Source organism: Mycobacterium sp. NGS64, from assembly GCF_059812245.1.
Genome location: NZ_JCALCI010000003.1, coordinates 314,103 through 339,371 on the forward strand (window position 1 = coordinate 314,103; position 25,269 = coordinate 339,371).

The 25,269-nt window shown below is 69.7% G+C and carries 24 protein-coding genes and 1 pseudogene; 9 read left to right on the top strand and 16 right to left on the bottom strand.

All coding sequences use genetic code 11. The features are described from left to right. Nucleotides 1-116: 116 nt before the first annotated feature. Nucleotides 117-2,228: a DUF7159 family protein gene (locus AC5Y4S_RS15370; protein ID WP_500033582.1), complete on the top strand. Its 2,112-nt coding sequence runs from the start codon at nt 117-119 to the stop codon at nt 2,226-2,228. A 5-nt stretch (nt 2,229-2,233) separates the two neighbouring features. Here the strand turns inward: AC5Y4S_RS15370 and AC5Y4S_RS15375 are convergent, their stop codons facing one another. Both AC5Y4S_RS15375 and AC5Y4S_RS15380 read right to left on the bottom strand, forming a co-directional pair. Further along, nucleotides 2,234-2,830, bottom strand: coding sequence for a cutinase family protein (locus AC5Y4S_RS15375; RefSeq protein WP_500033583.1), 597 nt, complete (start codon nt 2,828-2,830; stop codon nt 2,234-2,236). A gap of 40 nt (nt 2,831-2,870) precedes the next feature. Beyond that, nucleotides 2,871-4,316, bottom strand: coding sequence for a PecA family PE domain-processing aspartic protease (locus AC5Y4S_RS15380; RefSeq protein WP_500033584.1), 1,446 nt, complete (start codon nt 4,314-4,316; stop codon nt 2,871-2,873). A 140-nt stretch (nt 4,317-4,456) separates the two neighbouring features. Here AC5Y4S_RS15380 and AC5Y4S_RS15385 point away from each other — a divergent pair, with 140 nt between their 5' ends. Both AC5Y4S_RS15385 and AC5Y4S_RS15390 read left to right on the top strand, forming a co-directional pair. Continuing rightward, nucleotides 4,457-5,440, top strand: a complete 984-nt coding sequence (locus AC5Y4S_RS15385) for an NAD(P)-binding domain-containing protein (RefSeq protein WP_500033585.1) — start codon at nt 4,457-4,459, stop codon at nt 5,438-5,440. A gap of 134 nt (nt 5,441-5,574) precedes the next feature. Next, the gene (locus tag AC5Y4S_RS15390) at nt 5,575-6,078 is read left to right on the top strand and encodes a PE family protein (protein ID WP_500033586.1); all 504 of its coding nucleotides are present in this window, start codon (nt 5,575-5,577) and stop codon (nt 6,076-6,078) included. A gap of 12 nt (nt 6,079-6,090) precedes the next feature. On the opposite strand, the gene AC5Y4S_RS15395 is transcribed toward AC5Y4S_RS15390, so the two are convergent. The 3 genes from AC5Y4S_RS15395 to AC5Y4S_RS15405 form a co-directional block, all read right to left on the bottom strand. Further along, the gene (locus AC5Y4S_RS15395) at nt 6,091-7,503 is read right to left on the bottom strand and encodes a PE family protein (RefSeq protein WP_500033587.1); all 1,413 of its coding nucleotides are present in this window, start codon (nt 7,501-7,503) and stop codon (nt 6,091-6,093) included. Nucleotides 7,504-7,680: 177 nt separating this feature from the next. Continuing rightward, nucleotides 7,681-8,463, bottom strand: a complete 783-nt coding sequence (locus tag AC5Y4S_RS15400) for an SDR family oxidoreductase (RefSeq protein ID WP_500033588.1) — start codon at nt 8,461-8,463, stop codon at nt 7,681-7,683. A gap of 63 nt (nt 8,464-8,526) precedes the next feature. Continuing rightward, nucleotides 8,527-10,020, bottom strand: a complete 1,494-nt coding sequence (locus tag AC5Y4S_RS15405; protein ID WP_500033589.1) for a bifunctional phosphatase PAP2/diacylglycerol kinase family protein — start codon at nt 10,018-10,020, stop codon at nt 8,527-8,529. A 24-nt stretch (nt 10,021-10,044) separates the two neighbouring features. Between AC5Y4S_RS15405 and AC5Y4S_RS15410 the strand changes: the two genes are divergently transcribed. Further along, nucleotides 10,045-10,785, top strand: a complete 741-nt coding sequence (locus tag AC5Y4S_RS15410) for a hypothetical protein (RefSeq protein ID WP_500033590.1) — start codon at nt 10,045-10,047, stop codon at nt 10,783-10,785. Here the strand turns inward: AC5Y4S_RS15410 and AC5Y4S_RS15415 are convergent. The 3 genes and pseudogenes from AC5Y4S_RS15415 to AC5Y4S_RS15425 form a co-directional block, all read right to left on the bottom strand. Then, the gene (locus AC5Y4S_RS15415) at nt 10,776-11,456 is read right to left on the bottom strand and encodes a GAP family protein (protein ID WP_500033591.1); all 681 of its coding nucleotides are present in this window, start codon (nt 11,454-11,456) and stop codon (nt 10,776-10,778) included. The two genes, AC5Y4S_RS15410 and AC5Y4S_RS15415, sit on opposite strands and share 10 nt — an antisense overlap. A 26-nt stretch (nt 11,457-11,482) precedes the next feature. Next, nucleotides 11,483-12,161 (bottom strand): annotated as a pseudogene (locus AC5Y4S_RS15420) (GAP family protein). Nucleotides 12,162-12,172: 11 nt separating this feature from the next. Further along, complete coding sequence (locus tag AC5Y4S_RS15425; RefSeq protein ID WP_068102732.1) at nt 12,173-12,478, bottom strand: hypothetical protein; 306 nt, start codon at nt 12,476-12,478, stop codon at nt 12,173-12,175. A 78-nt stretch (nt 12,479-12,556) separates the two neighbouring features. Here AC5Y4S_RS15425 and AC5Y4S_RS15430 point away from each other — a divergent pair, with 78 nt between their 5' ends. After that, the gene (locus tag AC5Y4S_RS15430; RefSeq protein ID WP_500033592.1) at nt 12,557-14,086 is read left to right on the top strand and encodes a glycosyltransferase family 39 protein; all 1,530 of its coding nucleotides are present in this window, start codon (nt 12,557-12,559) and stop codon (nt 14,084-14,086) included. On the opposite strand, the gene AC5Y4S_RS15435 is transcribed toward AC5Y4S_RS15430, so the two are convergent. Both AC5Y4S_RS15435 and AC5Y4S_RS15440 read right to left on the bottom strand, forming a co-directional pair. Further along, entirely contained in the window at nt 14,087-14,920 is an 834-nt protein-coding gene (locus AC5Y4S_RS15435; protein WP_068188919.1) for a glycoside hydrolase family 16 protein, read from the bottom strand. It lies immediately after the preceding gene. Between the two features lie 157 nt (nt 14,921-15,077). Then, nucleotides 15,078-15,482, bottom strand: a complete 405-nt coding sequence (locus AC5Y4S_RS15440) for a MarR family transcriptional regulator (RefSeq protein WP_500034023.1) — start codon at nt 15,480-15,482, stop codon at nt 15,078-15,080. A 166-nt stretch (nt 15,483-15,648) separates the two neighbouring features. Here AC5Y4S_RS15440 and AC5Y4S_RS15445 point away from each other — a divergent pair, with 166 nt between their 5' ends. After that, the gene (locus AC5Y4S_RS15445) at nt 15,649-16,278 is read left to right on the top strand and encodes a hypothetical protein (protein ID WP_500033593.1); all 630 of its coding nucleotides are present in this window, start codon (nt 15,649-15,651) and stop codon (nt 16,276-16,278) included. Between the two features lie 7 nt (nt 16,279-16,285). On the opposite strand, the gene AC5Y4S_RS15450 is transcribed toward AC5Y4S_RS15445, so the two are convergent. Next, complete coding sequence (locus AC5Y4S_RS15450) at nt 16,286-17,311, bottom strand: NADP-dependent oxidoreductase (RefSeq protein ID WP_500033594.1); 1,026 nt, start codon at nt 17,309-17,311, stop codon at nt 16,286-16,288. Nucleotides 17,312-17,358: 47 nt separating this feature from the next. Here AC5Y4S_RS15450 and AC5Y4S_RS15455 point away from each other — a divergent pair, with 47 nt between their 5' ends. Then, a complete protein-coding gene (locus AC5Y4S_RS15455) occupies nt 17,359-18,078 on the top strand; it encodes a DUF3060 domain-containing protein (protein WP_500033595.1) in 720 nt (239 codons plus the stop codon). Between the two features lie 13 nt (nt 18,079-18,091). On the opposite strand, the gene AC5Y4S_RS15460 is transcribed toward AC5Y4S_RS15455, so the two are convergent. The 4 genes from AC5Y4S_RS15460 to AC5Y4S_RS15475 all read right to left on the bottom strand — a co-directional run bounded on the left by AC5Y4S_RS15460 (nt 18,092) and on the right by AC5Y4S_RS15475 (nt 23,404). After that, nucleotides 18,092-18,502, bottom strand: a complete 411-nt coding sequence (locus tag AC5Y4S_RS15460) for an Rv0313 family protein (protein WP_500033596.1) — start codon at nt 18,500-18,502, stop codon at nt 18,092-18,094. 70 nt (nt 18,503-18,572) lie between these two features. Then, nucleotides 18,573-19,964, bottom strand: coding sequence for a DUF7159 family protein (locus AC5Y4S_RS15465; RefSeq protein WP_500033597.1), 1,392 nt, complete (start codon nt 19,962-19,964; stop codon nt 18,573-18,575). 162 nt (nt 19,965-20,126) lie between these two features. Then, nucleotides 20,127-22,022, bottom strand: a complete 1,896-nt coding sequence (locus AC5Y4S_RS15470; RefSeq protein WP_500033598.1) for an Hsp70 family protein — start codon at nt 22,020-22,022, stop codon at nt 20,127-20,129. 155 nt (nt 22,023-22,177) lie between these two features. Continuing rightward, a complete protein-coding gene (locus AC5Y4S_RS15475; RefSeq protein ID WP_500033599.1) occupies nt 22,178-23,404 on the bottom strand; it encodes a hypothetical protein in 1,227 nt (408 codons plus the stop codon). A gap of 38 nt (nt 23,405-23,442) precedes the next feature. Between AC5Y4S_RS15475 and AC5Y4S_RS15480 the strand changes: the two genes are divergently transcribed. Further along, a complete protein-coding gene (locus tag AC5Y4S_RS15480) occupies nt 23,443-24,048 on the top strand; it encodes a TetR/AcrR family transcriptional regulator (RefSeq protein ID WP_500033600.1) in 606 nt (201 codons plus the stop codon). A 63-nt stretch (nt 24,049-24,111) separates the two neighbouring features. Next, entirely contained in the window at nt 24,112-24,606 is a 495-nt protein-coding gene (locus AC5Y4S_RS15485) for a nuclear transport factor 2 family protein (protein WP_068187994.1), read from the top strand. Here the strand turns inward: AC5Y4S_RS15485 and AC5Y4S_RS15490 are convergent. Then, a complete protein-coding gene (locus AC5Y4S_RS15490) occupies nt 24,596-25,249 on the bottom strand; it encodes a L,D-transpeptidase family protein (RefSeq protein WP_500033601.1) in 654 nt (217 codons plus the stop codon). The two genes, AC5Y4S_RS15485 and AC5Y4S_RS15490, sit on opposite strands and share 11 nt — an antisense overlap. Between the last annotated feature and the right edge of the window lie 20 nt (nt 25,250-25,269).

Below are 25,269 nucleotides of genomic sequence, written 5' to 3' on the forward strand. Positions count from 1 at the left end.
ACACAGCTTCGCCAAGATTCGGATACAGCTTTCCGGGCGACGATCGGTTAGCGGTCCGTGTGGCCTCTCCTCCGCCCACCGGTGACCGACCGCCAAGACGCTGGGAGGCGTGGGTCGTGGATATCGTGCTCGGAGTCTCGCTGGCGCCAGACTCGGTCCAGATGGTGCTGCTGCAAGGCGAAAACGCCGATGGCGCAACGGTAGACGAGAAGGAGTTCGCCGTCACCGCGGCGGACGATTCGCCCACCGTCAGCGCGTCCGATCGAGCGATCGCCGCCATCCTGGGCACGCGCGAGGACGCCGTCGGTGCCGGCATCGAACTGACCGCCGTCGGGGTGGCCTGCACCGACCAGCTCGAAGCGAGGGCGGTGCGCGATGCGTTGGCCGCCCACAAGCTCGAGAACGTCATGCTGGTGTCGACGTTTCTGGCCGCGACATCGTTGACCCAATCCGTCGGTGGCGCAATGGGTTACGAGCGGACTGCGGTGCTTTTCGTCGAGCCCGACACCGCGACTCTGGCGGTCGTCGAGACCTCCGACGGGTCTGTCGCCGATGTCCGGACAGAATCCTTGGATGACGGGTCCGGGGAGTGCGCCACCGCGAAGCTGATGGAGATGGTCGCCGGGCTCGTCGAGTCGCCAGACGGCCCAGACGGCCTATTCGTGGTTGGCTCAGGCGTCGATGTCGCCCCGATCAAGCCGTGGCTGGAAGAGGCGACGCCGCTGAGCGTGAGCACCCCGGAAGAGCCGGAGACGGCGCTGGCCCGTGGGGCGGCCCTGGCGTCCGCGAATGCGCCGTTGTTTGCGTCATCGACCGCCGCGCTGGCCTATGCACAAGACCCCGGTACCGGTGCGCTCGGCGCGAGTACCCTGCCCGAATATCTCCGCATCGCCGATGCCGAGACAGGCGATGACGAATTCGCTTATAGCGCAGTGGAAGACGACGAGGCAAGCGCACCGACCGTCGTCATGGACGCCGCCAATCAGGATGCAAGCGAGCCCCGTTCCAGGCCGGGCCTGCTGGTCGGCAGCGCGGTGGCGGTCGCCGCCATCAGCGCGGCGATGGCGTTGGAGATCGCCCTGTCGGTCGGCGTCCACACGACCGTCGGAATGCTGCCCGCGCCCCTGCAAAATCTCCTCGCCCCGGCAGAGCACGTATTCGCGCCTGCGCCTTGGCAAGTGGCGGCCACCAAGGCGGCGCCACCCAAGCCGTTGACTCTAACCGCGGGTTCGCCGCCGGCAGTGCCGGCCCCGGCCGCCGCGGCTCCTCCGCCCGCGGCCCCGGTTCCGCCGGCTCCGGTCCCCGCGGCTCCCCTTCCGGAGGCGCCGGTTCCGGTCGCGCCGGCCGTGCCGTTTCCTGTCGTCGTGGTCCCGCCGATAGCGCCGCGCCCCCTTCCGCAGCTTTGGTTCCCTGACCCGCCAGCGAGTCCACCCGTGATCCAGGCGCCGCCGCATCCGTCGCCGCCGGCCGAGCCACCGCCGGTCCACGTCCCGCCGCCGCACTCGCCGCCACCCCACCAAACTCCCCCGGGCCACGGGCCGGGCACCAATCCCGGTGGCACGGAAGGGATGCACCCTGGCAATGGGGGCGGAGGCCCTGCCAACGGCCCGGGCTCCGGCCACGGGACACCCGGCGATACGCCTCCCGAAAGCGGCGAACCGGGTACCGGTCCCGGCCCGAGCCACGGCACCCCCGGCGACACACCGCCCGAAAGCGGCGGGCCCGTTGGTGGTCCTGGCCCCAGCAACGGCGACCCCGGCGGCGCGCCGCCCGAGAGCGGCGGACCCGGCACCGGTCCCGGCCCCAGTCACGGCAACCCCGGCAGCACGCCGCCCGAGAGCGGCGGACCGGTCGGTGGTGGCTCGCCTCCTGTCGGGGGCGGGCCCGTGGGCGGAGGCGGGATCCCCGGCGGTAGTGGACCGATCGGCGCAGGCGGCAGTCCAGGAAGCAGTGGGCCCGTCGGCGGTGGCGGCGGCCCAGTTGGTGGGGGCAGCTCCCTCGGCGGAGGCGGCTCCCTCGGCGGCGGCAGCTCCCTCGGCGGAGGCGGCTCCCTCGGCGGAGGCGGCTCCCTTGGCGGCGGCGGCTCCCTCGGCGGCGGTAGCTCCCTCGGCGGAGGAAGCTCCCTCGGTGGCGGCAGCTCCATCGGCGGCGGCAGCTCAGGCGGTGGCGGCAGCTCGATCGGCGGCGGCAGCTCAGGCGGCGGCAGCTCCGGCGGCGGCCACCACTAGCCGTCCTAGAGCCTGCCGGCGGCGAAGCTGGCGGCCTGATCCACCAATCCCGAGTCGATGTACGAAGGCTGCAGGTGCGACGGCCAGTTCAGCCCTCTCCCACAGATGGGGTCGCCCGGCGCGCATTGATCGATCGTCTTACCGGCGAAGGCCGGCGCGACTCCGTGGCTTCCATTACCAAACAGCGCGACCGCTGCGATGTGCTGATCGACACCCGGCGGCAGCGGGTTGGTGAATCCGAATCCTGAACGGCCACCGGTGACAAGGTCGGCCACCTCGGCACCCAGTGAATAGCCGCCGAGCACCATGCGGGTGTTCGGGCAATTCTTGGCCATGAATTGGACGTGGGCGCTCATGTCGTTGGCGCCGCTGCCGGTGCTGATGTTGGCGGGGTAGTTGACCCCGTACACGCCGACCGACATACGGGTCTTGCCGCGCAGCGAATTGACCAGTGCGTCGCCGACTGCGCCGACGCCGGGCGGTTCTTCTCGGCCGCGCGCGAAAACCACTTCGGCATCGGGGCATGCGGCCGATGCCGCCGGAATCCACGCCAGCGGAATTGGCGCGATCATCATTGCCGCGGCGAACGCGACAAGCCTCATGACGCGATTTTACGGAAATACTGACATTCGGTCAGCCCGTTCAGAAGTCGAACGTCATCGTCCCGACACCGCCGGGGCTGTAGCTGATGTACACCGGCCCCTGCGCGAAGGGCATGAACCCGGTATTCATTTGGCCCGACATGACCTGCGGGCTGTTGGTCTCGGTCGTCGTGTACGAGTACAGCGGCGTCAGGGCGTCCTCGGTGTAGACCGAGATGGTCGTGCCCGCCGGCAACGGTCCGGATGTCTGCCCGGTGTCCAGGATGGACGACGGGATGGACCCGTGATTGCCGCCGGAATCGACCAGCGCCAGAACCTGTTGCAAAGGCCCGCCGTTGATTTGGACGTCGAAGGCGGTGACCGGTGCCCCGGTGACCGTGATTCCGGGTAGCGGATTGGGGCCGAACTGCAGGTAGCGTTGGGGTTCGTTGATCAGCACACCCTGATGGAGCGGGCCCGGCAACGCCGTGACCACCGAGCTGGCCGGGCCCACCGCGTTCGACCCGATGCCCAAGATGCCATCTCCCCCGGCGAAAGCATTGCCGGTGAGCATGAGCCCGAGGCCATTGAGAGATAGTGGCAATTCGAGTATTTCGACGCTGACCGGGGTGGGCGCGGTGAGGAGCCCGTTCCCGAAATTCACCGGAGCGTTGAAGTTGAGGTAGATGAAGGCGACCCCTTCGCCGTAGCTGACGAATCCGAGTTGGGTGGGCAGGCCGAGTTGCCGAAGTCCGATGTCCCAGAACGGGATCAGCAGGCCGTTGGATCCGGTGTCGACGGTCAGGGGCACGCTCGGCCCGCCGTTGACCGAGACGCCGACCGTCGCGAAGACGCCGTTCATCTGCAGCGGCACGGTCCCGCTCGCCAATGAGCTGAGGCCGGCGGGCCCGTTGGTGCCCCACAGCCATCCACCGCGACCGCCGGCCCCGCCGGCCGCGTTGGCGCCGCCGGCCCCACCGGCGCCCCCGCTGCCGACCAACCCCGCCGCGCCGCCCGTCCCGCCGGCCGCCCCCGGGGCCGTCGCGGAATAGCCGGTGCCACCGTTGCCGAACAACAGCCCACCGGGACGGCCGTTAGGGCTCGCGGCCGTCCCGTCCGCCCCGTTGCCGATCAGCGGTCGCCCCAGCAGCAGTTCGGTGGGGGCGTTGATCGCGGCCCGCACGTCCTGCTCGGCGTCCTGCTGAGCGGCCGCCAATCCCGAGGCGGCAGCGGCCTCGGCGGCCGCATACGCGCCGCCGGCACTACCGAGCGCCCGCACAAACTGGGCATGAAACACCGCCGCCTGCGCGCTCAGTGCCTGATATGCCGCGCCGTGCTGGGAAAGAATTGCGGCAACGGCCGCCGACATCTGGTCCGCGGCGGGCGCCAGCACGGCCGTCGTCGACGCCGCCGCCGCCGCGTTGGCGGCACTGATCGTGGAGCCGACGCTCGCCAGATTTTGTGCCGCGTCGGTGAGCACGTCCGGCGCCGCGAACAGAAACGACATCGATGGCCTCCCACCGGTATTCGTCTAGCCCCCGGTGAGAAACAGGGACGACTGTACCGCAATCTCAGAGTTTTGAAAAGCAAAGTTTTCAAGCCCAATGGTTTGGGCGCATCATCAGGGGTGGCCAGGAAGGATTTCCGATGACGACGATCTACTACGAAGCCGACGGCGACCTCGCGGTGCTAGACGGGCAGCGCATTGCCGTCGTCGGGTACGGCAACCAGGGCCGCTCCTGGGCGCTCAACCTGCGCGACTCGGGCCTCGCGGTGGACGTCTTCGCCCGCGCCGACGCCTCCCGCGAGCAAGCCGAGGCCGACGGCTTTCAACCCGGCGAGATCGAGGCGGCGAACGCATGCGACGTGATCTGCACCCTCATCCCCGACGACGTCATCCCCGAGCTGCCCATCACCCCCAAACCGGGCGCCCTCTGGGTGCTGGCGTCGGGATACGTGGCGGCCTTCGACCGGATCGACCCCGATTGCGACCTCGGCATGGTCGCCCCCCGGATGCTGGGTCCCGAGGTGCGCGAGTGCTACCTGAAGGGCATCGGGTTCATCACCGCGCTCGGCGTGCAGAAGGACAACTCCGGGACCGCGCTGGCCCGCACGCTGGCCATCGCACGCGCGATCGGCGGCCTGCGCCAGGGCGCCATCGAAATGACGCCGCGCCAGGAGGCCGTGCTGGATCTCGCGGTGGAACAGGTGCTCGCCCCCGCCCTGGGCCGGGTCTCGAAGAGCTTCGTCGAGCTGATGTCCCGGGCCGGCATCCCGCTGGAGGCGATCATCACCGAGCTCGTGCTGTCCGGCGAGGTCGAACGCAGCTACCGGTTGCTGCGGCTCGAGGGCTACGCCGGCCAGATGCGCTACCACTCGCCGACCAGTCAGTACGGCCAGATGTCGCGGGCGGATCGCTTCGACGGCCTCGACGTCCCGGGAGTGATGCGCGAGGTGCTCGGTGACATCGAGTCGGGCAGGTTCGCCGACGAGTGGGACGCCGAGCGCGCCGCCGGTTACCCGAACCTGGAGCGGCTGCGGGCCGAGCGGCTCAACCCCGCGGTCGTCTCCTTCGAGGAAGATCTGCGCGCCCGCTTGGGAGAGCGGAACCACCATTTCGGAACCGGCTAGCAGGCAAGGGTGAATTCGGCACCGGCGATTTCTTGCCGCCGGGGTAAATGCGGGAGGCCACTTGTGAAAATCACCGGTTTCGGGCGATACTTTTGCAATCTCGAATGGCTCGATGAGGCGCTAGGAGGACGGTAGTGTCGGGCTTGATCGCGGCGCCTGAGCTAATTAGCACGGCCGCAACGGATTTGGCGAATATCGGCTCGACGCTGAGCGCCGCGAACTCCGCCGCCGCCACCACGACCGCCACGGTGCCGGCCGCGGCCGCCGACCAGGTATCGGCTGCGGTGGCGCAGTTACTCTCCGCGCACGGCCAGGAATATCAGGCGCTCGCCGGGCAGGTGGAGGCGTTTCATCAGCAGTTCACGCAGAACTTGCAGGCCGGCGCGGGGGCCTACACCGCCGCGGAGGCGGTCAACGCCGCGGTGATGCAGCCGCTGGGCTCGGTAGCGGGCGCGGTCGCCGGCGCTGCCGTCGCCGCTGCCAACCCCGTGGTCCAGTGGTTCAATCAGCTGTTGGTCGACCTGCAGAACTTAATAGGCCGTTTCTTGTTCTTTTTGTTTGCACCAATTCTCGACCCGATTATCAACTCATTAGCCAACGCCATTGCCACGGCAATTGTGCAAGGCCTCTTCAAGTAGATCGACCCCGAATCACCCGGGTAACCCGTTCGCCCCGTTCGGGCCGAACAGGTAATACCCACCGAAGCCGCCTTGTCCGCCGACGCCGGGGACGGCCCCCAAGCCGCCGTTGCCCCCGGCGCCGCCGATGCCGAAGAGCAGGCCACCATAGCCGCCCTGGCTGCCGTTACCGCCGAACGCCAGGCCGGCGGCGCCATAGCCGTTGCCGCCGTGACCGCCGAGGCCGAACAGCAGACCACCGAGCCCGCCGAGCCCGCCGGTGCCGCCGTGGCCGCCGGCCTGGGCGACGCCGCCGTCGCCGCCGGCCCCGCCGATGCCGAAGAAGGAACCCCCGGCGTAGACGCTGCCGGCACCGTCGCTGAACACGTAACCGTTGTCGCCGCCGTTTCCGCCGGGGCCGCCGGTGCCGCCGGGCGTCAGGGCGGTGCCGCCGGCGCCGCCGTGACCACCAAGGCCGAAGACCAGGCCGCTGCCGCTGCCGCCCTGGCCACCCTGGCCGCCGATGTTTCCGGCGCCGACGGCCGCCCCGCCGGCGCCGCCGTCGGCCCCGGTGCCGATGAGGTTGAAGAGGGCGCCGCCGCTGCCGCCGTCGCCGCCGACGCCCGCGAGCCCGTTGCTGAAGTTGAGGCTGGACCCGCCGGCTCCGCCGGCGCCGCCCAAGCCGTAGATCAAGCTGCTGCCGTTGCCGCCCGCGGCGCCCCAGCCGGCGACGAAGCCGTTGCCACCGGTCCCGCCGACGCCGCCGTTGCCGATCAGGAAGCCGCCGTTCCCACCGAAGCCGCCGTCGCCGCCGACGCCGTTGATGCTGACACCGCCGGTCCCGCCGCCGCCGCCGTTGCCGAAAAGTCCGACGGCGCTGCCGCCGTTGCCGCCGAAGCCGGCCACGCCGGCGCCGATCGCGTTTCCACCGTTGCCGCCACGGCCGCCGTTGCCGAACAAGAACCCGCCGCTGCCGCCGCTGCCGCCGTTCTGGCCGGGCCCGCCGGATCCGCCGGCCCCGCCGTTGCCCCACAACAGGCCGCCGTTCTGACCGTTGGCACCGGTTCCGGGCGTGCCGTCGGCGCCGTCGCCGATCAGCGGCCGGCCCAGCAGGGCCTCGAAGGGCGCGTTGATGTCGTTGAGCAGCCCCTGCAGGGGGTTGGCGTTGGCGGCCTCGGCGCCGGCGTAGGAAGCCGCGCCCGCGTTCAGCAGCTCGACGAACCGCTGGTGAAATGCCGCCGCCTCGGCGCTGATCGCCTGGTAGGCCTGCGCGTGCGCGCCGAACAGCGTCGCGACCGCCGCCGACACCTCGTCGGCGCCCGCGGCCGCCACCGCCGAGGTCGGGGCCGCCGCCGCGGCGTTGGCCGCACTGATCGTCGAACCGACATTCGCCAGATCCGAGGCCGCCGCCGTCACATATTCCGGAACCGCGATTACAAAGGACATCCGACCTCCGACCGACGCGGCGACCGCCCATAGTCGCCGAATGCCAAAATCGTGTATCGCTTGCCCGGCCTACCGATCCCAAGTTTCAGCGGTCATCGCGGCGACGCTTAGTAGCCCACACCCGATCGCTGAGGCGGAGCTAAGCAGGCACTGTGTTGGCGCTGTTAATCCGCGGCCTCACAGCGTGGGGATCATGCCCCCGTCGATCGCCACGCCGGCCCCCATCATGTTGGCGAAGCGATCGCTGGCCAGCATCAGCACCAGGTCGGCGACCTCCTCGGGCCTGGTGAACCGCCCCGATACCGTGCTGCCCGACGCGAACTCTTCGGTGACCTGCTCGGCCGACTTCCCGTCGGTGGCGCCCAACACAGAGGCCAACCCGTCGCGACCGAGCCAGAAGTCGGTGACGACGGGGCCGGGCTCCACCGTGTTGACCCGAATGTTCTTGGGCCCGAACTCTTTCGACAGTGACTTGGCCAGATTGCTGAACGCGGCTTTGGCCGCGCTGTAGTCGGTGACCATCGGAAGCGGCAGCCGCGCGTTGACCGATCCGACGTTGACGATCGCCCCGCCACCGCTGGCGAGCATGGGCGGGAGGGCGGCCCGGATCGCACGCACGCTGGCCATGAAATCGAGGTTGAGGGTCTGCTGCCACATGTCGTCGGTGATCGCGAGGAAGCCGTCGAGCCGCGGAGCGCCGAAGCCCACGTTGTTGACCAAGATGTCGAGCCGATCGCCGGCGGCGGCCACCAGGCGGGCGGGACCGTCGGGCTCGGCCAGGTCGACGGTGACCGACTCGACCGAGCCCGCGTCGGCCAGCTCGGCCAACTCGGCGCTGGTCGTCCGCGACCCGGCGACCACCCGGGCGCCCTCCTCGACGAAACGACGGGTGATCGCCAGGCCGATGCCCTTGCTGGCGCCGGTCACCACCGCGACTTTGCCGCCCAGTCCCAGTTCCATCCCCGCTCCCCTCGCCGGCCGCACTTGTAACCAAACATACTGCAGCCGAGCCCTTTCGGGACCTCAGGAATCCGGCTGCGGCCGGAACACCGACAGGACCCGGTATTTCGCGCTGAAACTCGCGTGGTCGTATCGCTCGCCGACCTCGCCGTCGTGGGCGATGACCGTCGGGCCGTCGAGGGCCGAGAAGCTGAACTCCGGCACCTGCAGCTCGTGGTAGAGCGGGCTTCGGGGCAGCCGTCCGAGTGCCAGCGCGGTCAGGACCCTGGTCCGCGCCCAGGGGCGGCCGGTCTCCAGGATGCGCACGTCGATCAGGCCGTCGTCCATCCGGGTGCGACGGGACGGCGCGAATCCGCTCGGCAGATACACCGAGTTGCCGAGAAACAACAGCGACGTCTGCAGGGTCTTGTTGTCGTAGCGGATGGTGACGGGCCGATCGGTGCGCAGCGTGCGCAGCAGCGCGTAGAAGCTGGCCACCGGCTTGCCCACGCGCTTCTCCAGCTTTTCGCGCCGCCGCACGAACTTCGGGTAGGCGCCGATGCTCGCGGTGTTGAGCACAATCCGAGATTCGTTGAGGCACACCAGGTCTACGCGGAACACGCTGCCGCGCCGGATCGCGTCCACCGTCTTGGCCACCGTGTCGCAGCCGATGTCCTTCGCGAAATGGTTGAACGTGCCGCCGGGGAAGACCGCCAGGGGGAGTCCCACGTCGATTGCGACCGACGCCGCGGCCGCCACGGTGCCGTCGCCGCCGCCGACCGCCAACACCTCGGCGCGCTCGGCCGCGCTCCGCAACGCAACCTCGGGATCCTCGTCGGGTCCCAATTCGACGATCTCGGCCTTGGGTAGTTCGGCGCGGACCTCGTCGACGATGCGGGCGCCGGTGCCGCTCCCCGACGACGGGTTGATGACGAGGACGACGCCGGACCCGTCGGGGCGTTGCGGGGTGTCGACGAGCAGCGGTTCGGTCCGGGGCAGCGTGGTTTCGGCGATCGGCGGGACGAGCCGGCCGCCCAGCACCGCGAGGCCGGCGCCGATGCCGAACCCCGCGAGGACGTCGCCCGGGTAGTGCGCGCCCGTGGCCACCCGCGACAGCCCGACCATGCCGGCCAGCAGCGCCAGGACAAAGCCCAGCGGCGGGTTCTCCAGGCCCACCCCGACGGCAAACGCCGCGGCGCTGGCCGAGTGTCCCGACGGCAGCGAGTTGGATACCGGACGGCGGCGCACCCGCCTGACCAGGGGCACCGACTCGTAGACGGGCCGCGGGCGGCGTCGGATTCGCTTGGCGACCTGGTTGGTGATCAGGCTGGTGACGCCGAGGGTGACGACGCCGCGGGTCGCGCCGCGCTGCGCGGACGGTTTGCCCGACGACAGCATTGCCGCGGCGATGGCCAACCACAGCTTGGAGTGGTCGGCCGCCCGGGTCAGCGGTGGCATGAGCGTGTCCAGCAGCGGGGTGGGCGTCTCGGCGATCGTCTCGAACAGCTCCCGATCGAGGGTGCCCAGTCCGCGGGTGATCTGTGTGACGCCGCGCGGGCGTTGCCAGGGCCTGTTCATCGACTCCACCCTAAATTGGCAAGCGTGCGCGCAAACGGCTACTGGCAGGCGTGGCGGGAAAACGCCCGGCGCCGCGGCGTGCCCGGGGACGCCGTCGCCGAGATCGCCCGTCGGCACGCCATCACGCCGGAGAGCTTTGCGATCCTCGCGCAGGCCGAGGAGATTAAGGACCCGCACGGCAAGTCCTTCTTCCTGTTGCCGCCGGGAATCAGCGGCGACGACGCCCGCGCGGCGACGCTGCTGACCTACGTCCTGAATGCGGGGACCGACTACGGCAAGGCGGGCCGGCGCCCCGCGGATTTTCCCGAGACGCCGTACTGCGCCGCGGAGGTGGCACGGATCATCAAGCGGCAGCATGCAAATCGCTGGAGCTACTCGCGCGATGTCCGGTTCGTCCACCGCAACGGCGGGCGCCTGGTGACGACCCCGAACGGCATCCTGATGGGGGTGGGCGGCAATTGGCTGCAGCGGCAGTTCAGCCGGCGGGGCGGCACCACCTGGGGCGACATCTTCATGGTCAACGGCGGCCCGCTCAGCGATCCGGCGGAGCGGCTGCGCCGCATCGTCCGGTTTGGATTGGCCTGGGAAGGCCCCGATCTGGACCGGGTGCTGCACCACGAGGAGCGACACTGCCGGCAGTGGGCGGCGAAGGGCTACCTGGGCATGCTCGGCGGCTACGGCTGGGAACTGTTGCGCGAGTTGGCGTTCGGCAAGACGAACAGGCTCGAGGAGGACGCCGGCCTGTCCGACGGCGGCTACAGGTGATACAGCGCGCGAATCCCGTGGGAGAGCACCATCGCACCGATCACGACCAACAGCGCCGCCAGGAGGGCGGCGTTGTTCTTGTCCATCCATTCCTTGACCCGCGCCAGCGTCGGGTCGAGGCGCTGCCCGGCCGCCGCGTACGCGAGGATCGGGATCGCGACGCTCGACGCCGCGACGGCGACGAAGAACCCGGCGGCCAACCAGTCACCGGCAACGCCGAGCCCGCTGGTTCCGATGCCCAAACCGGCCGGCACGCAGATCAGCGAAACGTCCGGCCGCACCACCGCCAGCGCCGCCCCCGTCAGCCCCGCGCGGGCCGGCGTGATCGTGTCGAACGTGCGCATCCAGGCCGGCGAGTCGCTGTGGCCCTGCCGGGTGAACCATTTGAAGATGCCGTAGACGATCAGCGCCGACCCGAGGACCACCCGCAGCCAGGACGACCACCTCGGTGGCGACTTGTCCAGCCCACCGAGCAGGCCGGACGCGGCGACCGACAGCGCCGTCAGCGCGGCGATGCCCAGCACCCAGCCGGCGAGGAACGCGAGGCTGCTCGGGCGGGCCCGCGGCGCCTGCAGGACCAGCACCGCGGGGATGACCGTGAGCGGCGAGAGCGAGATGACCAGCCCGAGCGGAATCAGCCCGGTCGCGACGGTAACCCAGCTTCCTGCCATGGGCAGCAATCTAGCGTGCCCGGCTCCTACAGCGCGTGAATTCCGTTGTAAACCACCAACAAACCGATGAGAACGAGGATCACCGCGAGCATGGCGGCGTGGTTCTGCTCCATCCACTCCTTGAGCCGTTCCAGCGCGTCGTCGAGGCGGCCGCCGGAGCCGACGTAGGCGAGTATCGGTGCGGCGACCGTCGAGGAGGACGCGGCGACGAACACGGCCCCGGCCGTCCAGCCGGCGGCTATCCCCAGCCCGCCGGTGCCGATCGCCAGGCCGGCGACCGCGCACAGGATCAGCACCTCGAGGCGCACCACCGTGAGCACCACCCCGGTCACGCCGGCGCGCAGCGGGGTCATCTTGGAAAACGAACGCATCCAGGCCGGGCTCTTGCCCTGGCGGTGCCGGGTCAGCCAGCGGACGATGCCGAACACGATGAGCGCCGCCCCCAGCACCACGCGCAGCCACGAGGCCCACTTCGGCGGTGTCTGGTGCAGATCGCCCAGCAGATCGGAGGCCCCGACGAACGCCGCGGTGAGGGCGCCCATGCCCACCAGCCAGCCGCCGAGGAAGGCGAGGCTGGCCGGCCGCGGCCGCGGCGCGTGCAAGACCAGCACCGCCGGGATGACCGTGATCGGTGAGAGCGATGACCAGACCGAGCGGAATGAGCTTGGTCAGTGCCGAAGCCAAATTGCCTGTCACGGGCAGCAATCATCGCACTGCTAGCCTTTCCGGCGCAGCGTCCAGGCGGGTATCCAGTGCGTCACGGTCTTCCGCTTGGAGCCGTAGGCGATCGGATAGGTCACCAACCCCCACCAGTCGCCCTGTTCGCAGATGCCCCAGCAGCTCAGCCGCCCCTCGACGACCTTGTGCAACTGCAGGCCGTTGGGTTGATAGCGACCCGAGCGATGCGGCTCGCGCGGGAAGAGCACGGTCAGGTCGATCAGCACCGCGATCGGCGGGCGCACCACGCGAAACGGGTCGCGGACCGGCTGCCCGTTGTATCCGATCGACGCGAGGTCGCCCATTTATCGATCATACGTTCGAACGACGATGGATGGGCAACGGCCGAGGACGCGATACCGCGTCTGGCAACATAGCGGACGGTGAGCGCCTCCGATACCCGCGAGTCAGGACAGCGCCGTGGCGCGTTCGACCCGTTGGTCGTCGGACTCCTCGCGGCCGCAATAAGTTTGGCCGGCGCGGCCCGCCCGTCTTTCTGGTACGACGAGGCCGCGACCATTTCGGCCTCCTACAGCCGATCCCTGGGCCAGCTGTGGCAGATGCTGGGCAACGTCGACGCGGTGCACGGCCTGTACTACCTGTTCATGCACGGCTGGTTTCAGGTCTTTCCGCACACCGAGTTCTGGTCGCGCGCGCCGAGCGGCCTGGCGGTGGGCGGCGCCGCGGCCGGGGTGGTGGTCCTGGGCGGCCAGTTCTCGTCGCGCACCGTGGCGGTGGCATCCGGGGTCCTCTGCGGGGTCCTGCCACGGACGACGTGGGCGGGCGTCGAGGCGCGGCCCTACGCCCTTTCCATGATGGCCGCCGTGTGGATAACCGTGCTGCTGGTTGTCGCGGCGCGCCGCAACGGCGCCTGGTCGTGGCTGTCGTATGGAGTCGCCCTGGCGATGTCGATCCTGCTCGACGCGTACCTGGTGCTGCTGGTGTTGGCGCACCTGGTCTACATCGCCGCCTTCGAGCGGGCGCGAAAAGTCTTGCCGCGCTTCGCGATTACGTCGGTCCTGGCGGTGGGCGCCCTGGCGCCGTTTTTGGCGGCGGTCGCCCGGCAATCGCCCCAGATCAAGTGGGTGCCGACGATCGGACACCGGACGATCGAGGACGTGGTGATCCAGCAGTACTTCGAGCGGAGCCCGCCGTTCGCGGTTCTCTCGGCGCTGGTGGCCGCCGCAGCTATTGTGTTGTGGCTCAGCCGATCCGTGCGGTTGGCGCGCGGAGACCGGCAGCTGCTGACCATCGCGGTGGCGTGGCTGGCGATACCGACCGCCCTGATCGTGCTCTTCTCGGTGCTGGCCCACCCGATCTACACGCCACGGTATCTGGCCTTCACCGCGCCGGCGATGGCGCTGATCCTGGGCGTCTGCACCGCTGCCGTGACCGCCAGGCCGTGGGCGGCAGCGGCGCTGGTCACCCTGTTCGCCGTCGCCGCCGTGCCGAATTACGTTCGGGCGCAACACAACCCGTATGCCAAGTACGGGATGGACTACAGCCAGGTGGCCGACCTGATCACCGCGAAGGCGGCGCCGGGCGATTGCCTGCTGGTGAACGACACGGTGACGTTCATGCCCGCCCCGATGCGCCCGCTGATGGCGGCGCGCCCGGATGCCTACCGGAAACTCGTCGACCTCACGTTGTGGCAACGGGCGACGGACCGCCGGGACGTGTTCGACACCAACCTCATCCCGGAGGTCGTCGCCAGGCCGTTAAGCCAGTGCGGCGTCGTGTGGATCATCACCCAGGCCGACCCCGCGGTTCCCGCCCACGAGCAGGGCCCGGCGATTCCCCCGGGCCCGGTCTACGGGCCCACCCCCGCCTTCGCGGTCCCACATGACCTGGGCTTCCGGCTGGTCGAGCGCTGGCAGTTCAACCTGGTTCAGGTGCTCAAAGCGGAAAAATAGTCACCAGATGCGGATGTAGTCGACCAGCATGTCCGCCGGGTACGTCGCCGCGGCAGGATCGCCCGCGCCCACGCCGCCGACCGCCAGCGTGAACATCGGGGTCATCCAGTAGCCGGGGTTGTTGAACGGCCACCGGAAGTCGTCAGGGGCGCCGCCATGCACATGGATGGGTTTGTTCGGAACGGTGAAGTACTGCGACCCGTCGCGCGAGAACTGGAATCCGTTTTCACCCCAATGCATTTGCCACGTATGCCAGCCGCCGTCCACCAGCCCGGGAATCGACTTCCCTTCCCAGGTTTTCCCGTTGGACGCGGCGTGGACGGTGGTTCCCGGGGGCCAGGAGCCGTTGCCGTACCACTCGAAAAGGTCGACCTCGCCGTCGGGCAGCGGATCCTCGTTGACACCCCAGAACGCCGACCACAGGCCGGGTTCCAGACAGTTCAGCTTGATCTTCGCTTCCCAAGTTTGGTTGATCATGCTGCGGAAGTTCCCCCGCAGTTTGGCGCCGTAGTAGGTGTCGCCTTCCTGGGTGGCACGCAGGACGAGGTTGGAGTTGCCGTCCTGGAACACGTTGCGGCGGTCGTCGCGGTAGATCCCCGCGACCGGCGGGAACACGTCGTCCTGCCAGGTCTGCACCGTCCACTTGGCCGGATCCGGAGCCGAGCCCGCCGGGCCGTCGAAATCGTCGGCGAAGATGTAGCCGCCGCTACCCGCCGACGGCGCCTTCGGCGGTGCCGGCAGCGACGGATTGGCCAGTGCCTTTGGAAGGGGGGACGCGGCCACGGCCGCCAGCATGCTCAGCCCCGTGGTCAACAACATGCTGCGACGATCCATCTGCTTACCACCCAATCGCTAAAAAGCCGGCACCTGCGGCCCGGCGTGATCTTCCCCGAGGCAACTTTCGCAAACGGTGTTATAAAACCACGCACCGGGGGCGGTATGCATCTCGCGCGGCGGTGCGTCGCCCTGCGTTTTCGCGGATTAACCGCTGCTAGCGGGCCAAATCCGTTTCGTAGCCCTCCGCCGTGCGGGTTCCCGCCGCGTAAAGCAGTTGCTTGAGCTGGCGCTGCTCGTCGGCGGTGAGCCCGCCCAGGACGCGCTGATCGGCCGTGCGGACCGCGGCGTCGGCCCGTTTGAGCAGGGCCTTGCCGCGGCGGGTGAGCTGGGCGGGCATCGCCCGGCCCGACGGTGTGGACGCCGGGCGGGTCAGGGCGCCGCGTTCCTCGAGGGCGTGCAGCACCTGGTTGGCCGCCTGCGCCGAGACGTTGGTGCCGCGAGCCAGCTCGGCGCTGCTGAGCCCGGGGTGATGGGCCAGGATCCGCATGCACACGAACTCGGGCGGGGTGAGGCCCAGCGGCTTGAGCTCCGCGGCCACCTGGGGCCGCAGCGCCGCCATAAGGCGGTACAGCAAAAACCCCAGCGGCGCCTCGTGGAATTGACTCACAGCCTCATGCTCGCATGTCGCCGGCGGTCCGGAGAAAGCAACCATCAATTTCCTTGACATCCCCGTCGACGATGGTATCAAGGAGCTTGATAGTCCAATGTGGAAAGGAACGACAGCGATGTCTGGTGGATTTTTCGGTGGTTTCGGTGGTTTCGGCGGACCCGGCTTCGGCGGACCCGGGTTCGGTGGCCCGGGCTTTGGCGGTCCCGGTTTCGGCGGTTGGGGCGAAAAGGGCTGGGGCCAGGGCGGCTTCGGGTTCAAGGGTGGATTCGGCCACGGCGGGCCCGGCCATCGGCCCTTCCTGAAGCGTGCGGCGTTCGTCACCGCGGCGCTGCTGCTCGACGGGCCGGCCGACGCCGCGCAGATCGTGCAGCGGGTGAGCGACGCGACCGAGGGCGCGTTCACGCCGCCGCAGGACGTGGCGGAGCTCGCCATCGGCCTGCTGGCCGGCCGGGGTGTGGTCACGGTCGACAACGGCGTCGCGACGCTGACCGAGCTGGGCCGCAACCTGCTGGCCTGGCGGGGCGTCAGCAGCGAGACCGCGCACGCCTTCCTCGGGCGGGCGGCCAAGTTCGGCGACGTGTTCAAGATCCGCAGAACACTCTTCGAGCTCGCCGGGCTGGCCCGCACCATCGCCTGGACGGGCACCGACGAGCAGAAGGAGCAGCTCGCCGAGACCCGGACCAAGGTGCTGGAGGCGCTCACCGACGCCAAGAAGACGCTGCACCGCGTCTTGGGCGAAGGTTAGGGGAAGGTTAGCCCGAAGCCGGTTCGCTCAGCTTGACCAGCATCTTGCCGATGTTGGCACCGGTGAATAGGCCGTTGAGGGCGTCGACGCACGACTCGACGCCCTCAAAAACGGTCTCGCGGTGCTTGATTCGGCCCTCACTCTCCCACTGGCGAAGCGCCGCATAGGCTTCCTCGAAGCGGCCCCAGTCATCGAGCGCGTTGAACCCCTGCATCAGCGCGGTCTTGGACAACAGGTTCACGTAGTTGGCCGGCCCCGGGTGCTGCCCGCTGAGGTAGCTGGAGATGACGCCGCAGAGCACCACCCGCGCCTTGGTGGCCAGCCGGCCCAGCACCGCGTCCAGGATCGGACCGCCCACGTTGTCGAAGTAGACGTTGACCCGGCGGGGGCAATGCTGTTTGAGCGCCGCGGCGACGTCCTCGTTCTTGTAGTCGATGCACGCGTCAAACCCGAAGTCCTCCACCACCGCCCGGCATTTCTCGGGCCCCCCGGCAATGCCCACCACGCGGGCGCCGGCGATCTTGGCGATCTGCCCGGCCACCGACCCGGTGGCGCCCGCGGCCGCCGACACCACCACCATCTCCCCGGGCTGTGGCCGGCCGATGTCCATCATCCCCATGTAGGCGGTCGCCCCGGTCGGGCCGTACACCGACATCACCGCCAGCTGGTCGACCGAGGCCTTGCCTGGCACGGGCGTGCTGAACACGTCGTCGCGGACGATCGCGTACTCCTGGAAGCCCGTCAGCGTGGTGACGACGTCGCCGACCTCGAAGGCGTCGCAGCGCGTCGCCACCACCTCGCCGATGCCGGCTGCCCGGATGACCTCGCCCAGCTGCACCGGCGGCAGGTAACCGGGTTGGTCGTTCAGCCAGGTGCGGGCGGCGGCGTCGAGGCCGACGTAGGTGGTGCGCAGCAGCGCCTCGCCGTCGGCGGGTTCGGGCGCGGGCGTGGTGACCAGCTCGGTGTCGTCGGGCTGGACCAGCCCGGTGGGGCGGCGACGCAACAGGATCTGACGGTTCGGCAAGTCGGGCACGGTGCTGAAACTACCCATAGTGGCCGCTGCGATGGGAGCATCTGTCCATGAACTCGCAGGACGACCCGGAGCAGCGCATCCGGGAACTCGAGCAGCCCCTGGCCGACACGGCACGCGCGTCCGAATCCGGACAGGCGCCGCCGCCCGGCGGCTACCCGTATTCGCCCGGTGCGTATTCACCTCCGACGTATCCACCGCCACCGCCGCGGCAAAGCCCGTGGACCTACGGCGGGCCGCTCTCCGGGCCCCCGCCGAAGTCACCGTCGGGCAACCGCACGTGGTGGATCCTGGGCACGGTGATCGTGGTCGGGTTCCTGGCGCTGGCCGGGGGCATCGCGGCCTTTGCCGCACACCAGCTTTCGGGCGTCCGATCGATCATCAACTCGACTCCCACCTTCCCCACCGTCACCGGGACCTTCGGTCCACCCTCGAGCACCTCGAAGAGCCCCGGCCCGTCGAAGACCCGAACCACGACGCCGTCGACGTCACCCACCCCGTCGCCCGGGGGCAGGCTCAACATCTCGGGCATCAACGAGAACCGCACCGTCGCGTGCAACGACAACCTCGTCAACGTGAGCGGGGTTTCCAACACGGTCGTGATCACCGGCCACTGCAGGAGCCTCACCGTGTCCGGCGTCCAGAACGCCATCACCGTCGACGCCGTCGACAGCATCGACGCCTCCGGCTTCGACAACAAGATCACCTATCACTCCGGCAACCCGAAGATCAGCAACGCCGGCGGTTCCAACGTGGTGCAGCAGGGCTGAACGCGCCGCCGGGCTAGGTGGACTCCTCCGAATCCGAATCCGAATCCGAATCCGAATCGTCGTCGAGGACGCTGACCGCGATGCCGTAGGGCAGGAAGCGCACCTTGCGCTTGGGGTCGACGTTGTTCTTGTTCGCGCGCAGCGCGTCGAGTTCGGTCGCGTAGACCTGCTCGACGTGCGCGCCGCCGTCGGCGTCCACGGTGTAGATCGCCCACACCCCGTCGCCGGCCTCGCCGGCGGTCTCCGGCCCGCGGCGGGGCCGCCTGGACAGGTCCTCGAAGAACGCGGACCAACTCGTCCCCGGCACCGGCGCGGTGACAAATCTGCCGAGTTTCTCGAACACGTCCCGCAGCCCCTCGCTGCCCTCCCTGATCACGCGGTCGAAATCCTCGGGATCGAATCCGAACGCACCGTACTCGCCCACGCAGGCCTCCTTGCATTTACAGCGTTACTGCTCAGTGTGCGCTCAACCGTCGCCTTGTGCCACGGGCGCCCTACGGCGCCGGCGGCGGCGGGGCCGGTGGCGGTGGCGGGTTGATCGGAATCGGCACCGTGACGAACGGCAGGTGCAGGTACATCGTCAGCGGCGGGCGCTGGTACTGCGGCGGCGGCGCGGGCACCGCGACCGGCTCGGGTGGCGGCGGGGCGGCCGGCGGCGGCGCCGGTGCCTGCTGCTCCGGGGGAGGCGCCACCTCCGGCGCGCGCCGCACGGGTGCGCGACGGGGCGGCGGCGCGGGCGCCTGCTGCACGACCGGCGCCTGCTGCGCCGCCGGTGCTGGCGCAGGCGCGGGTGGCGCCGGTGGGACGGCGACCTCGGGTGCCGGCGCGGGCGCGGCGGCCACCGCGGGCGTCTGAGGGCTAGGAGGGCTGGGTGTGCTGGAAGGGCTGGGCGGGGGCACCTGCGCCTGCGGCGGCGGCACCCGGTTCGCCGGAGCCACGGCGTGCGGCGTGGGCTGGGTCGGATGGGCGTCCGACGTCAGCGAAACCACCACGAGGCCCGCCGCGACCGCGGCAGCGCCGGCCATTGCCGCGCTGACCAGCAGGGAGGGCGGGCGCCGCCGGGCCTGCAGCGCGTCGGCGCTCGCGTCGTCGTCGAGGGCGCTGTAGGCGAGCGCACCGAGCTCCGCGTTGCCGGAGACGTCCAGATAGCTGGGGATGACCGCGCCGGGATTCACCTCACCGGTGCCCGGATCCAGGGAGTACGCCAGGGCGGCCGTCGACGCCGCGAACAGCGGGGCGTTCGCCGACGCCAGCGCCGCGCCCCGGGCGAGCGCCAGCTCCGGCTCCTCGGACACGGTCACCTGCAGCCCGGTCGCCCCTTCCAGGCCGGACTTGATCGCGGCCACCTCGGCGCCGATGCCCACGCCGCTGCCGACGACGAACACCCCGCCGGCCCGCGAGTCGAGCCCGGCGACCATCGCGGCCAGTTCGGGCTCGACGGCGCCCGAAAGCCGGCGGCGGTGCAGGTCGACGACGGAACCGTCGGCGACGTCGACGACGGCCAGCGTCGCGCTGTCGGCCTCGACGAACAGCATCGCGATGTGTTCATAGCCGATGGACTGCCCGACCGTCTGCGCCAACGCGGCCGCGGCGAGCAGCGGGGAGACCAACATGACGCCGCCGACGTCGCGGGAGGCGATCGCCTCCCGCAGCGCGCCGACGCCGGCGGGGTCGGTCCAGGTCACCCCCGTCGAAACCAGCTGGCAGCCGCCCTCCGCCGCGCCTTCCCCGGTGCCGACGATCGCGGCGACCACCTGGTCGGGTCCGCCCGAAGCGGTGACCTCGAATTCGTCTTCTTCGACTGTGACACCGTCGGCATCCTGGCCCTCGATGAGCACCAGGCGGACGGTGTCCGGAGCCATCGAGACTCCGAGCACGATGTCCACTGTGCGCCTCCACGGTCCTGATCAACGCCCTCTACCAGAGCACCATGAAACCGACCCCGCCCGAATGGGTGATTCCACGCTACTCCCGCGCGGTCGGGCGCGCTCGTCCCGCTGACCTGTGATTGAGCTACGTCACACGGGCGGTTTTGAAGGCCCTGGGGCTCAGTACCCCGGACTCAAAAAGGGGTTCTGCGAGTTCCCCGGATACTGCGGGGCCGCGGGCGGCTGGGGCGCCTGGCTTGCGGGTACGGGAACCGGGATCGGCACCGGCAGCAGCGGCACGTGTATCCACTGCGTCGTCATCGGCACCGTCGTGGTGGGCGTCGTCGTCTGGGCCGCCGGGGGCGTCGTCGTGGTGGTAGGCGGCGGAGGCGGCGTCGTCATGGCCGTCGTGACTGGCGGCTGGGTCGTGACCGGCGGCTGGGTCGTGACCGGCGGCGCGGGATGCCTCGTGGTGACGACCGGCGGCGCGGTCGTGACGATCACCGGCGCCGGCGGTGGGGGCGGCGGCGACGGCGGGGGCGGCGGTGGCGGCGCCGGGCTGGGCACCGGTGCGGCGCTGGGCGGTGGCGGCACGGGCGTCGGGGGCGGGGGCACGGGCCTGGCCGGCAGGGAGCTGACGGGCGGCGCGGGCAGGGGCGCGACGGTGGGGGCCGGGGGCACCTGGTGGTTCTCGATGCCCGACAACGTGTAGGCCACGCCCCCGATCGACGTCATGGCCACCACGGCGCACATCCCGATGACCAACTGGGACAGCCGCAGCCGCCGCCACGAGCTCTCTTTCGGCGGCTCGATCACGTTGAGGCGCATCGACCAGCCGGACCCGCCGTCTTCGTCGAAGGCCGTGGGGCTGTACGGCACCCGGATGTCCGGCCCGTATTCGGTTTGCGACCAAGCCAATTCGCGGTCGGTGAGCGCCTCGTCGTCGATCACCAGCACGTCGCCCGCGGGCAATTCGACGATTTCGCCGGCGGCCGCCGTGAGTAGGCCGATGGACGTGCGCGCCTGCAAATCGAGCTGCTCCCCCCGGGAAGCGATCTGCAACGCGCCGAGGGCGGCGGCGTGCGCAGGCTCCAGCGGGCTCACGACGGGCCGGCGGCCGTGCACCGAAAGGCGTTCCTTGACAAGGGGAATGCTGGCGCCGCCGCCGACCATGACGACCGCCGACAGGTCGGACCAGCTTCTCCTGTGCCGGACTAGCATCTCGTCGAACGCGTAGATGAAGCCGGACAGCCGGTCCTGGATCAGGTCGCCCAGCTCGTCGCGCGTCAGCTTCATGGTGCACCGGCGACCACCGAGCTCGGCCGAGAATTCGGCCACCGTTTGGGTGGACAGCTGCTCCTTCGCCGCGCGGCACTGTTCCCGGAGCAGGCCGAGCTGACCGACCGCGGCCGTGCTGGCCGGGTCGAGGCCGCTGCCGTGCCCGAGTTCCTCGAAGACCTTGAGCAACAACGCCTGGTCGATTTCTTCGCCGGAGAAGGCGGTGTAACGCATTGTCGGTGTGAGGAGTTCGAAGTCGCCGGCGAGGCTGATCAAGGTGGCCGAGGTGCCGCCGCCACCGAAATCGAGCAGGCCGACCACGCCCGTCGCCGCGAGGCACAGCTCCGCGTTCGCCGCCGTCAGCGCCGCGATCGCATCGGAGACCAGGCGGGGCGCCATGCCGCTTCGGACGAAGCCCAAATGCGTTCGTAGACCGTTGCGCAGCGCCTGCACCGTGCCGGGTTTCCAATACGCCGGGACGGCGATGGAGATCTCGGACGCGCCGGAGTCCGCGCCGGCGGCGGCCACCATGGCGTCCAGCGCCTCCACCATGAGCAGGTCCGGGTCGTGAGCGGACCCGTCGGGCGACACCAGCGCAACCGAGTCGCCGACGCGCTCCACGAAGCCCCGCATGAGCACCCCGGGCTCGGACAGAGCCGGGTTCTCGTTGGGCAGGCCGATTTTCGGCGCGCAGTGCGGATAAAGCGTCAGCACCGCACGGCGTGCAACCGGCGAACTTCCGTTTCGCGCAGCGACCAGGTTCGCGGTCCCGATCGACAACCCCACTGGGTCGTACATAGAGCGAGAACTTTCGTCTATAGAGGTCGGTGGCCAGCGTTAACCATAGCCGCGCACGCACTGTATTCCGCCCGGCCACAACCTCATTGGTATCCGGTCGATGCCGTGTCGTCACCGAAACGGTATCGACGACTCCCTTGACAGCGGGCGGGTGCTCAGATCACAGTGAGCGGCAGCGAACGCCTCGGCTCGAACTGGAATGTCGATCCGTGACTGACCTTGGCCACCTGCACCTCGGGCAGTTCCTTTGCCGCGGTGTCGGTTTCGACCAGCTCGGCGGTCCAGTCGGTCGTGGTGCCGCTGACCCGTACCTCGAGGTGGGGGTCGACCGCGGTGGCGATCGCCTGCAGCGGCTGCACCGATTCCGGTGAGCACAGCGAAATCCAGGCGCCGTCGTCGTGCGCCGGAGACCGGTGCACGAGCAGCCGGTTCTGCGCCGTTTCCGCGACGACGTAGCCCGCGGGGTTGAGCAGCGGGTGCAGCTCGAGCACCCGTCGTGTTCCCTCGATCCCTCCGGGCAATCGCAGCGCGCGGTGGATGCGCTCGGATGCCAGCCCGGCCAGGCCGGTCAGGCCGCGGGTGCACACGTCGACGGCCTGGGCGTCGCTGGCGGCGCGCGACCGCACCGCGAGGGCGAACGACAGGTACAGCAGGTGCATCTGCAGGCACACCTCGTCGGCCATGCGCACCAGCGCCGAGCGCGAGAACGCGGCGAAGTCAAAATCGGACAGCAACGGCCCGGAGTAATCCGCCTGGCCCTCGTCGGACCTGTCGATCGGGTCCAATTCCCAAGCGGCGGCGCGCGTTTGGCGGATCACCTCGAGCGCCGGAATGCTCTGCGCCTCGGGGTGGGACGCGTCGATGATGACGGTCCACGCGCAGTGCGGGTGCCGGTCCGCCGGCACCCGTGGCGGCCGGTGGATGGGTCGCATCTGCGCACGCGCGTTGGTCGCCACGGCGGTGGCGTCGAACGTCGGATCCTCGATGGTGTGGCACATCCCGAAGACGTATTCGTCGCCCATCGGCTCCACGTCCAGCAGCGCGCCGCAGTGGTCGAGCTGGAACTCCCCGTGCCAACGGTCGTGAATCGTGTAGCGGAAGTCCATGAATTGCGGCGGCGCGCCGATGTCGAGCTGCAGGCCCTTGAAGATGGTGGGCACGTCGTCGCCCTCGTAGTTCAGCGCGCGCTGCATGCGCTTGGTGTAGATCGGGCTGGCGCCGGCCCACTCCTCGATGGCGATCTGCACCATTTCCTCGCGACCGAACTCCGTGATGCACCACGCCATGCCGGAGCGGTCGATCATGTGACCGATCAAGAGCAGTTCGGGAACCAGGACCGACAGCTCCTGGCGGGACAACCGCGCGTATCGGGATCCGGTCACCGCCCAAAAATAGACGGCTTTATGTTATAAAGTCAACAATGCCGTCTTCCAGGCCCTCGTCCAGGTCCATTGCGCCCACCCGCCGCACCAGCGCGCCCCGCAAGCGCGGCGACGACACGCACACCAAGATCATCGACGAGACGGTGCGCTGCATCATGGAGGAAGGGTTCGCCGCCGCGACCGCCAAGCACGTGGCCGAGCGCGCCGGCGTGACGTGGGGGGTCATCCAGTACCACTTCGGGGACCGCAACGGCCTGCTGATGGCCGTCGTGGACGACGGCGTGGCCAGGCTGGTCGACAGCCTGTCCGCCGCCGAGGTCAGCGAGCTTCCGTTGCGCGAGCGCATCGAGGTCGTCATCGACACCGCGTGGAGCTGTTACAGCAGCCCGACGTCGATGGCCGCCTTCGAAATCCTGCGCGCCACCCGGGGCGGGTCCTCGCGGCGCCACCTGATGGAGATGAACGCCGCTATCGGCCAACTCGGCCGGCTGATCACCGACGACCCGGCCAATGCCGGTGTGGCCGAGGTCATTTGGGCCACCCTGCGCGGTGTGGTGCTGGCGCAGATGATCACCGGGACCGCCATCGACTGGAGCCTGGAACGACGCGCGCTGATCGAGATGGCCACCCGCGCGCTGCAATGACGGTCCCGGCTCGCAGACGATTAAGTCTCGACCGAGCCGTCCGACGGCGGCCGGCCCATCACCGTGTGCTGCAATGTCGGGATGACCCCTCAAGAGTTCGCCGACATCGAAGCCATCAAGCAGGTGAAATACCGCTACCTGCGTGCGCTGGACACCAAGCATTGGGACGACTTCGCCGAGACGCTGGCCGAGGACATCACGGCCGACTACGGCCCCTCGATCGGCAACGAGCTGCACTTCACCAACCGCGCGGATTTGGTGGAGTACATGCGCACCTCGCTCCCCCTCAACGTCATCACCGAGCACCGGGTGACCCACCCCGACATCACCGTGGACGGCGACACCGCAACGGGCAGCTGGTATCTGCAGGACCGGGTCATCGTCGCCGACCTCAACTTCATGCTGATCGGCGCGGCCTTCTACCGCGACACCTACCGGCGCACCGACGCCGGCTGGAAGATCAGCGGAACCGGTTACGACAGGACCTACGACGCCACAATGTCGTTGGCGGGCTTGGACTTCAAGATCAAGCCCGGCCGCGCGCTGGCTACTTCGTAATCGCGATCACCGCGCCGGGCTTCAGCCAGCGGATGATCTGCACCAGCGTGGCGTCGTCGATCGCCACGCACCCCTCGGTGGGCCCGCCGTCAGTGGTGTGAAAGAAGAACGCGGCACCGCCGCCGGGGGTTTTGTTCTTGTTGACGCCCATCACGACCGCGTGCTTGTACTGGGGGATCTGCAGGTTCTCGCTGTCGGCCGTGTTGAACGGGCACTGCGCCTTCTGGCAGACCTGCATGCTGTTGAAGGTGGGGCTGTGATCGTCGCCGCTCCACCAATGGTTCGGCCCGACTTGCGTATAGGGAAGTCCCCCACCGGGATTGGGCGCCGTGCCGAAGGCGGAGTCGAGGGTGTACACGCCCATCGGGGTGGCCGGCACCCCGCTGCGGGCCTGCGGCGCCATGCCCGCGGAGCCGACGTGGGTGGGTATACCGGTCACCAGCGCCTGCCAGCCGCCGGTGGTGCGTTGGTAGATATCCATTTTCGCGTTTGACCCGCCGGTGCTGACGACCGAAACCACCTGCGTGGCATTGCCGACGGAGTTCGCGAACCAGGGAGTGGCCGCACCGCTCACCGGCGCCAGCACCAGCGCCGCGACCATCAGGCACACCGCAGCGCACAGCGAAGCGAGCAGTCGGCGCATGGATTCAATGGTCCGGCGAC

Bases quoted from the DNA above. Each gene is read 5' to 3' on its own strand.
- AC5Y4S_RS15445 (WP_500033593.1), top strand. From the start codon at position 15,649: ATGTCTGGTGGATTTTTCGGTGGTTTCGGTGGTTTCGGCGGACCCGGC.
- AC5Y4S_RS15375 (WP_500033583.1), bottom strand. From the start codon at position 2,830: ATGAGGCTTGTCGCGTTCGCCGCGGCAATGATGATCGCGCCAATTCCG.
- AC5Y4S_RS15415 (WP_500033591.1), bottom strand. From the start codon at position 11,456: ATGGCAGGAAGCTGGGTTACCGTCGCGACCGGGCTGATTCCGCTCGGG.
- AC5Y4S_RS15405 (WP_500033589.1), bottom strand. From the start codon at position 10,020: ATGAACAGGCCCTGGCAACGCCCGCGCGGCGTCACACAGATCACCCGC.
- AC5Y4S_RS15455 (WP_500033595.1), top strand. From the start codon at position 17,359: ATGAACTCGCAGGACGACCCGGAGCAGCGCATCCGGGAACTCGAGCAG.
- AC5Y4S_RS15470 (WP_500033598.1), bottom strand. From the start codon at position 22,022: ATGTACGACCCAGTGGGGTTGTCGATCGGGACCGCGAACCTGGTCGCT.
- AC5Y4S_RS15480 (WP_500033600.1), top strand. From the start codon at position 23,443: ATGCCGTCTTCCAGGCCCTCGTCCAGGTCCATTGCGCCCACCCGCCGC.
- AC5Y4S_RS15400 (WP_500033588.1), bottom strand. From the start codon at position 8,463: ATGGAACTGGGACTGGGCGGCAAAGTCGCGGTGGTGACCGGCGCCAGC.
- AC5Y4S_RS15385 (WP_500033585.1), top strand. From the start codon at position 4,457: ATGACGACGATCTACTACGAAGCCGACGGCGACCTCGCGGTGCTAGAC.
- AC5Y4S_RS15380 (WP_500033584.1), bottom strand. From the start codon at position 4,316: ATGTCGTTTCTGTTCGCGGCGCCGGACGTGCTCACCGACGCGGCACAA.
- AC5Y4S_RS15435 (WP_068188919.1), bottom strand. From the start codon at position 14,920: ATGGATCGTCGCAGCATGTTGTTGACCACGGGGCTGAGCATGCTGGCG.
- AC5Y4S_RS15425 (WP_068102732.1), bottom strand. From the start codon at position 12,478: ATGGGCGACCTCGCGTCGATCGGATACAACGGGCAGCCGGTCCGCGAC.
- AC5Y4S_RS15490 (WP_500033601.1), bottom strand. From the start codon at position 25,249: ATGCGCCGACTGCTCGCTTCGCTGTGCGCTGCGGTGTGCCTGATGGTC.
- AC5Y4S_RS15440 (WP_500034023.1), bottom strand. From the start codon at position 15,482: ATGGCGGCGCTGCGGCCCCAGGTGGCCGCGGAGCTCAAGCCGCTGGGC.
- AC5Y4S_RS15395 (WP_500033587.1), bottom strand. From the start codon at position 7,503: ATGTCCTTTGTAATCGCGGTTCCGGAATATGTGACGGCGGCGGCCTCG.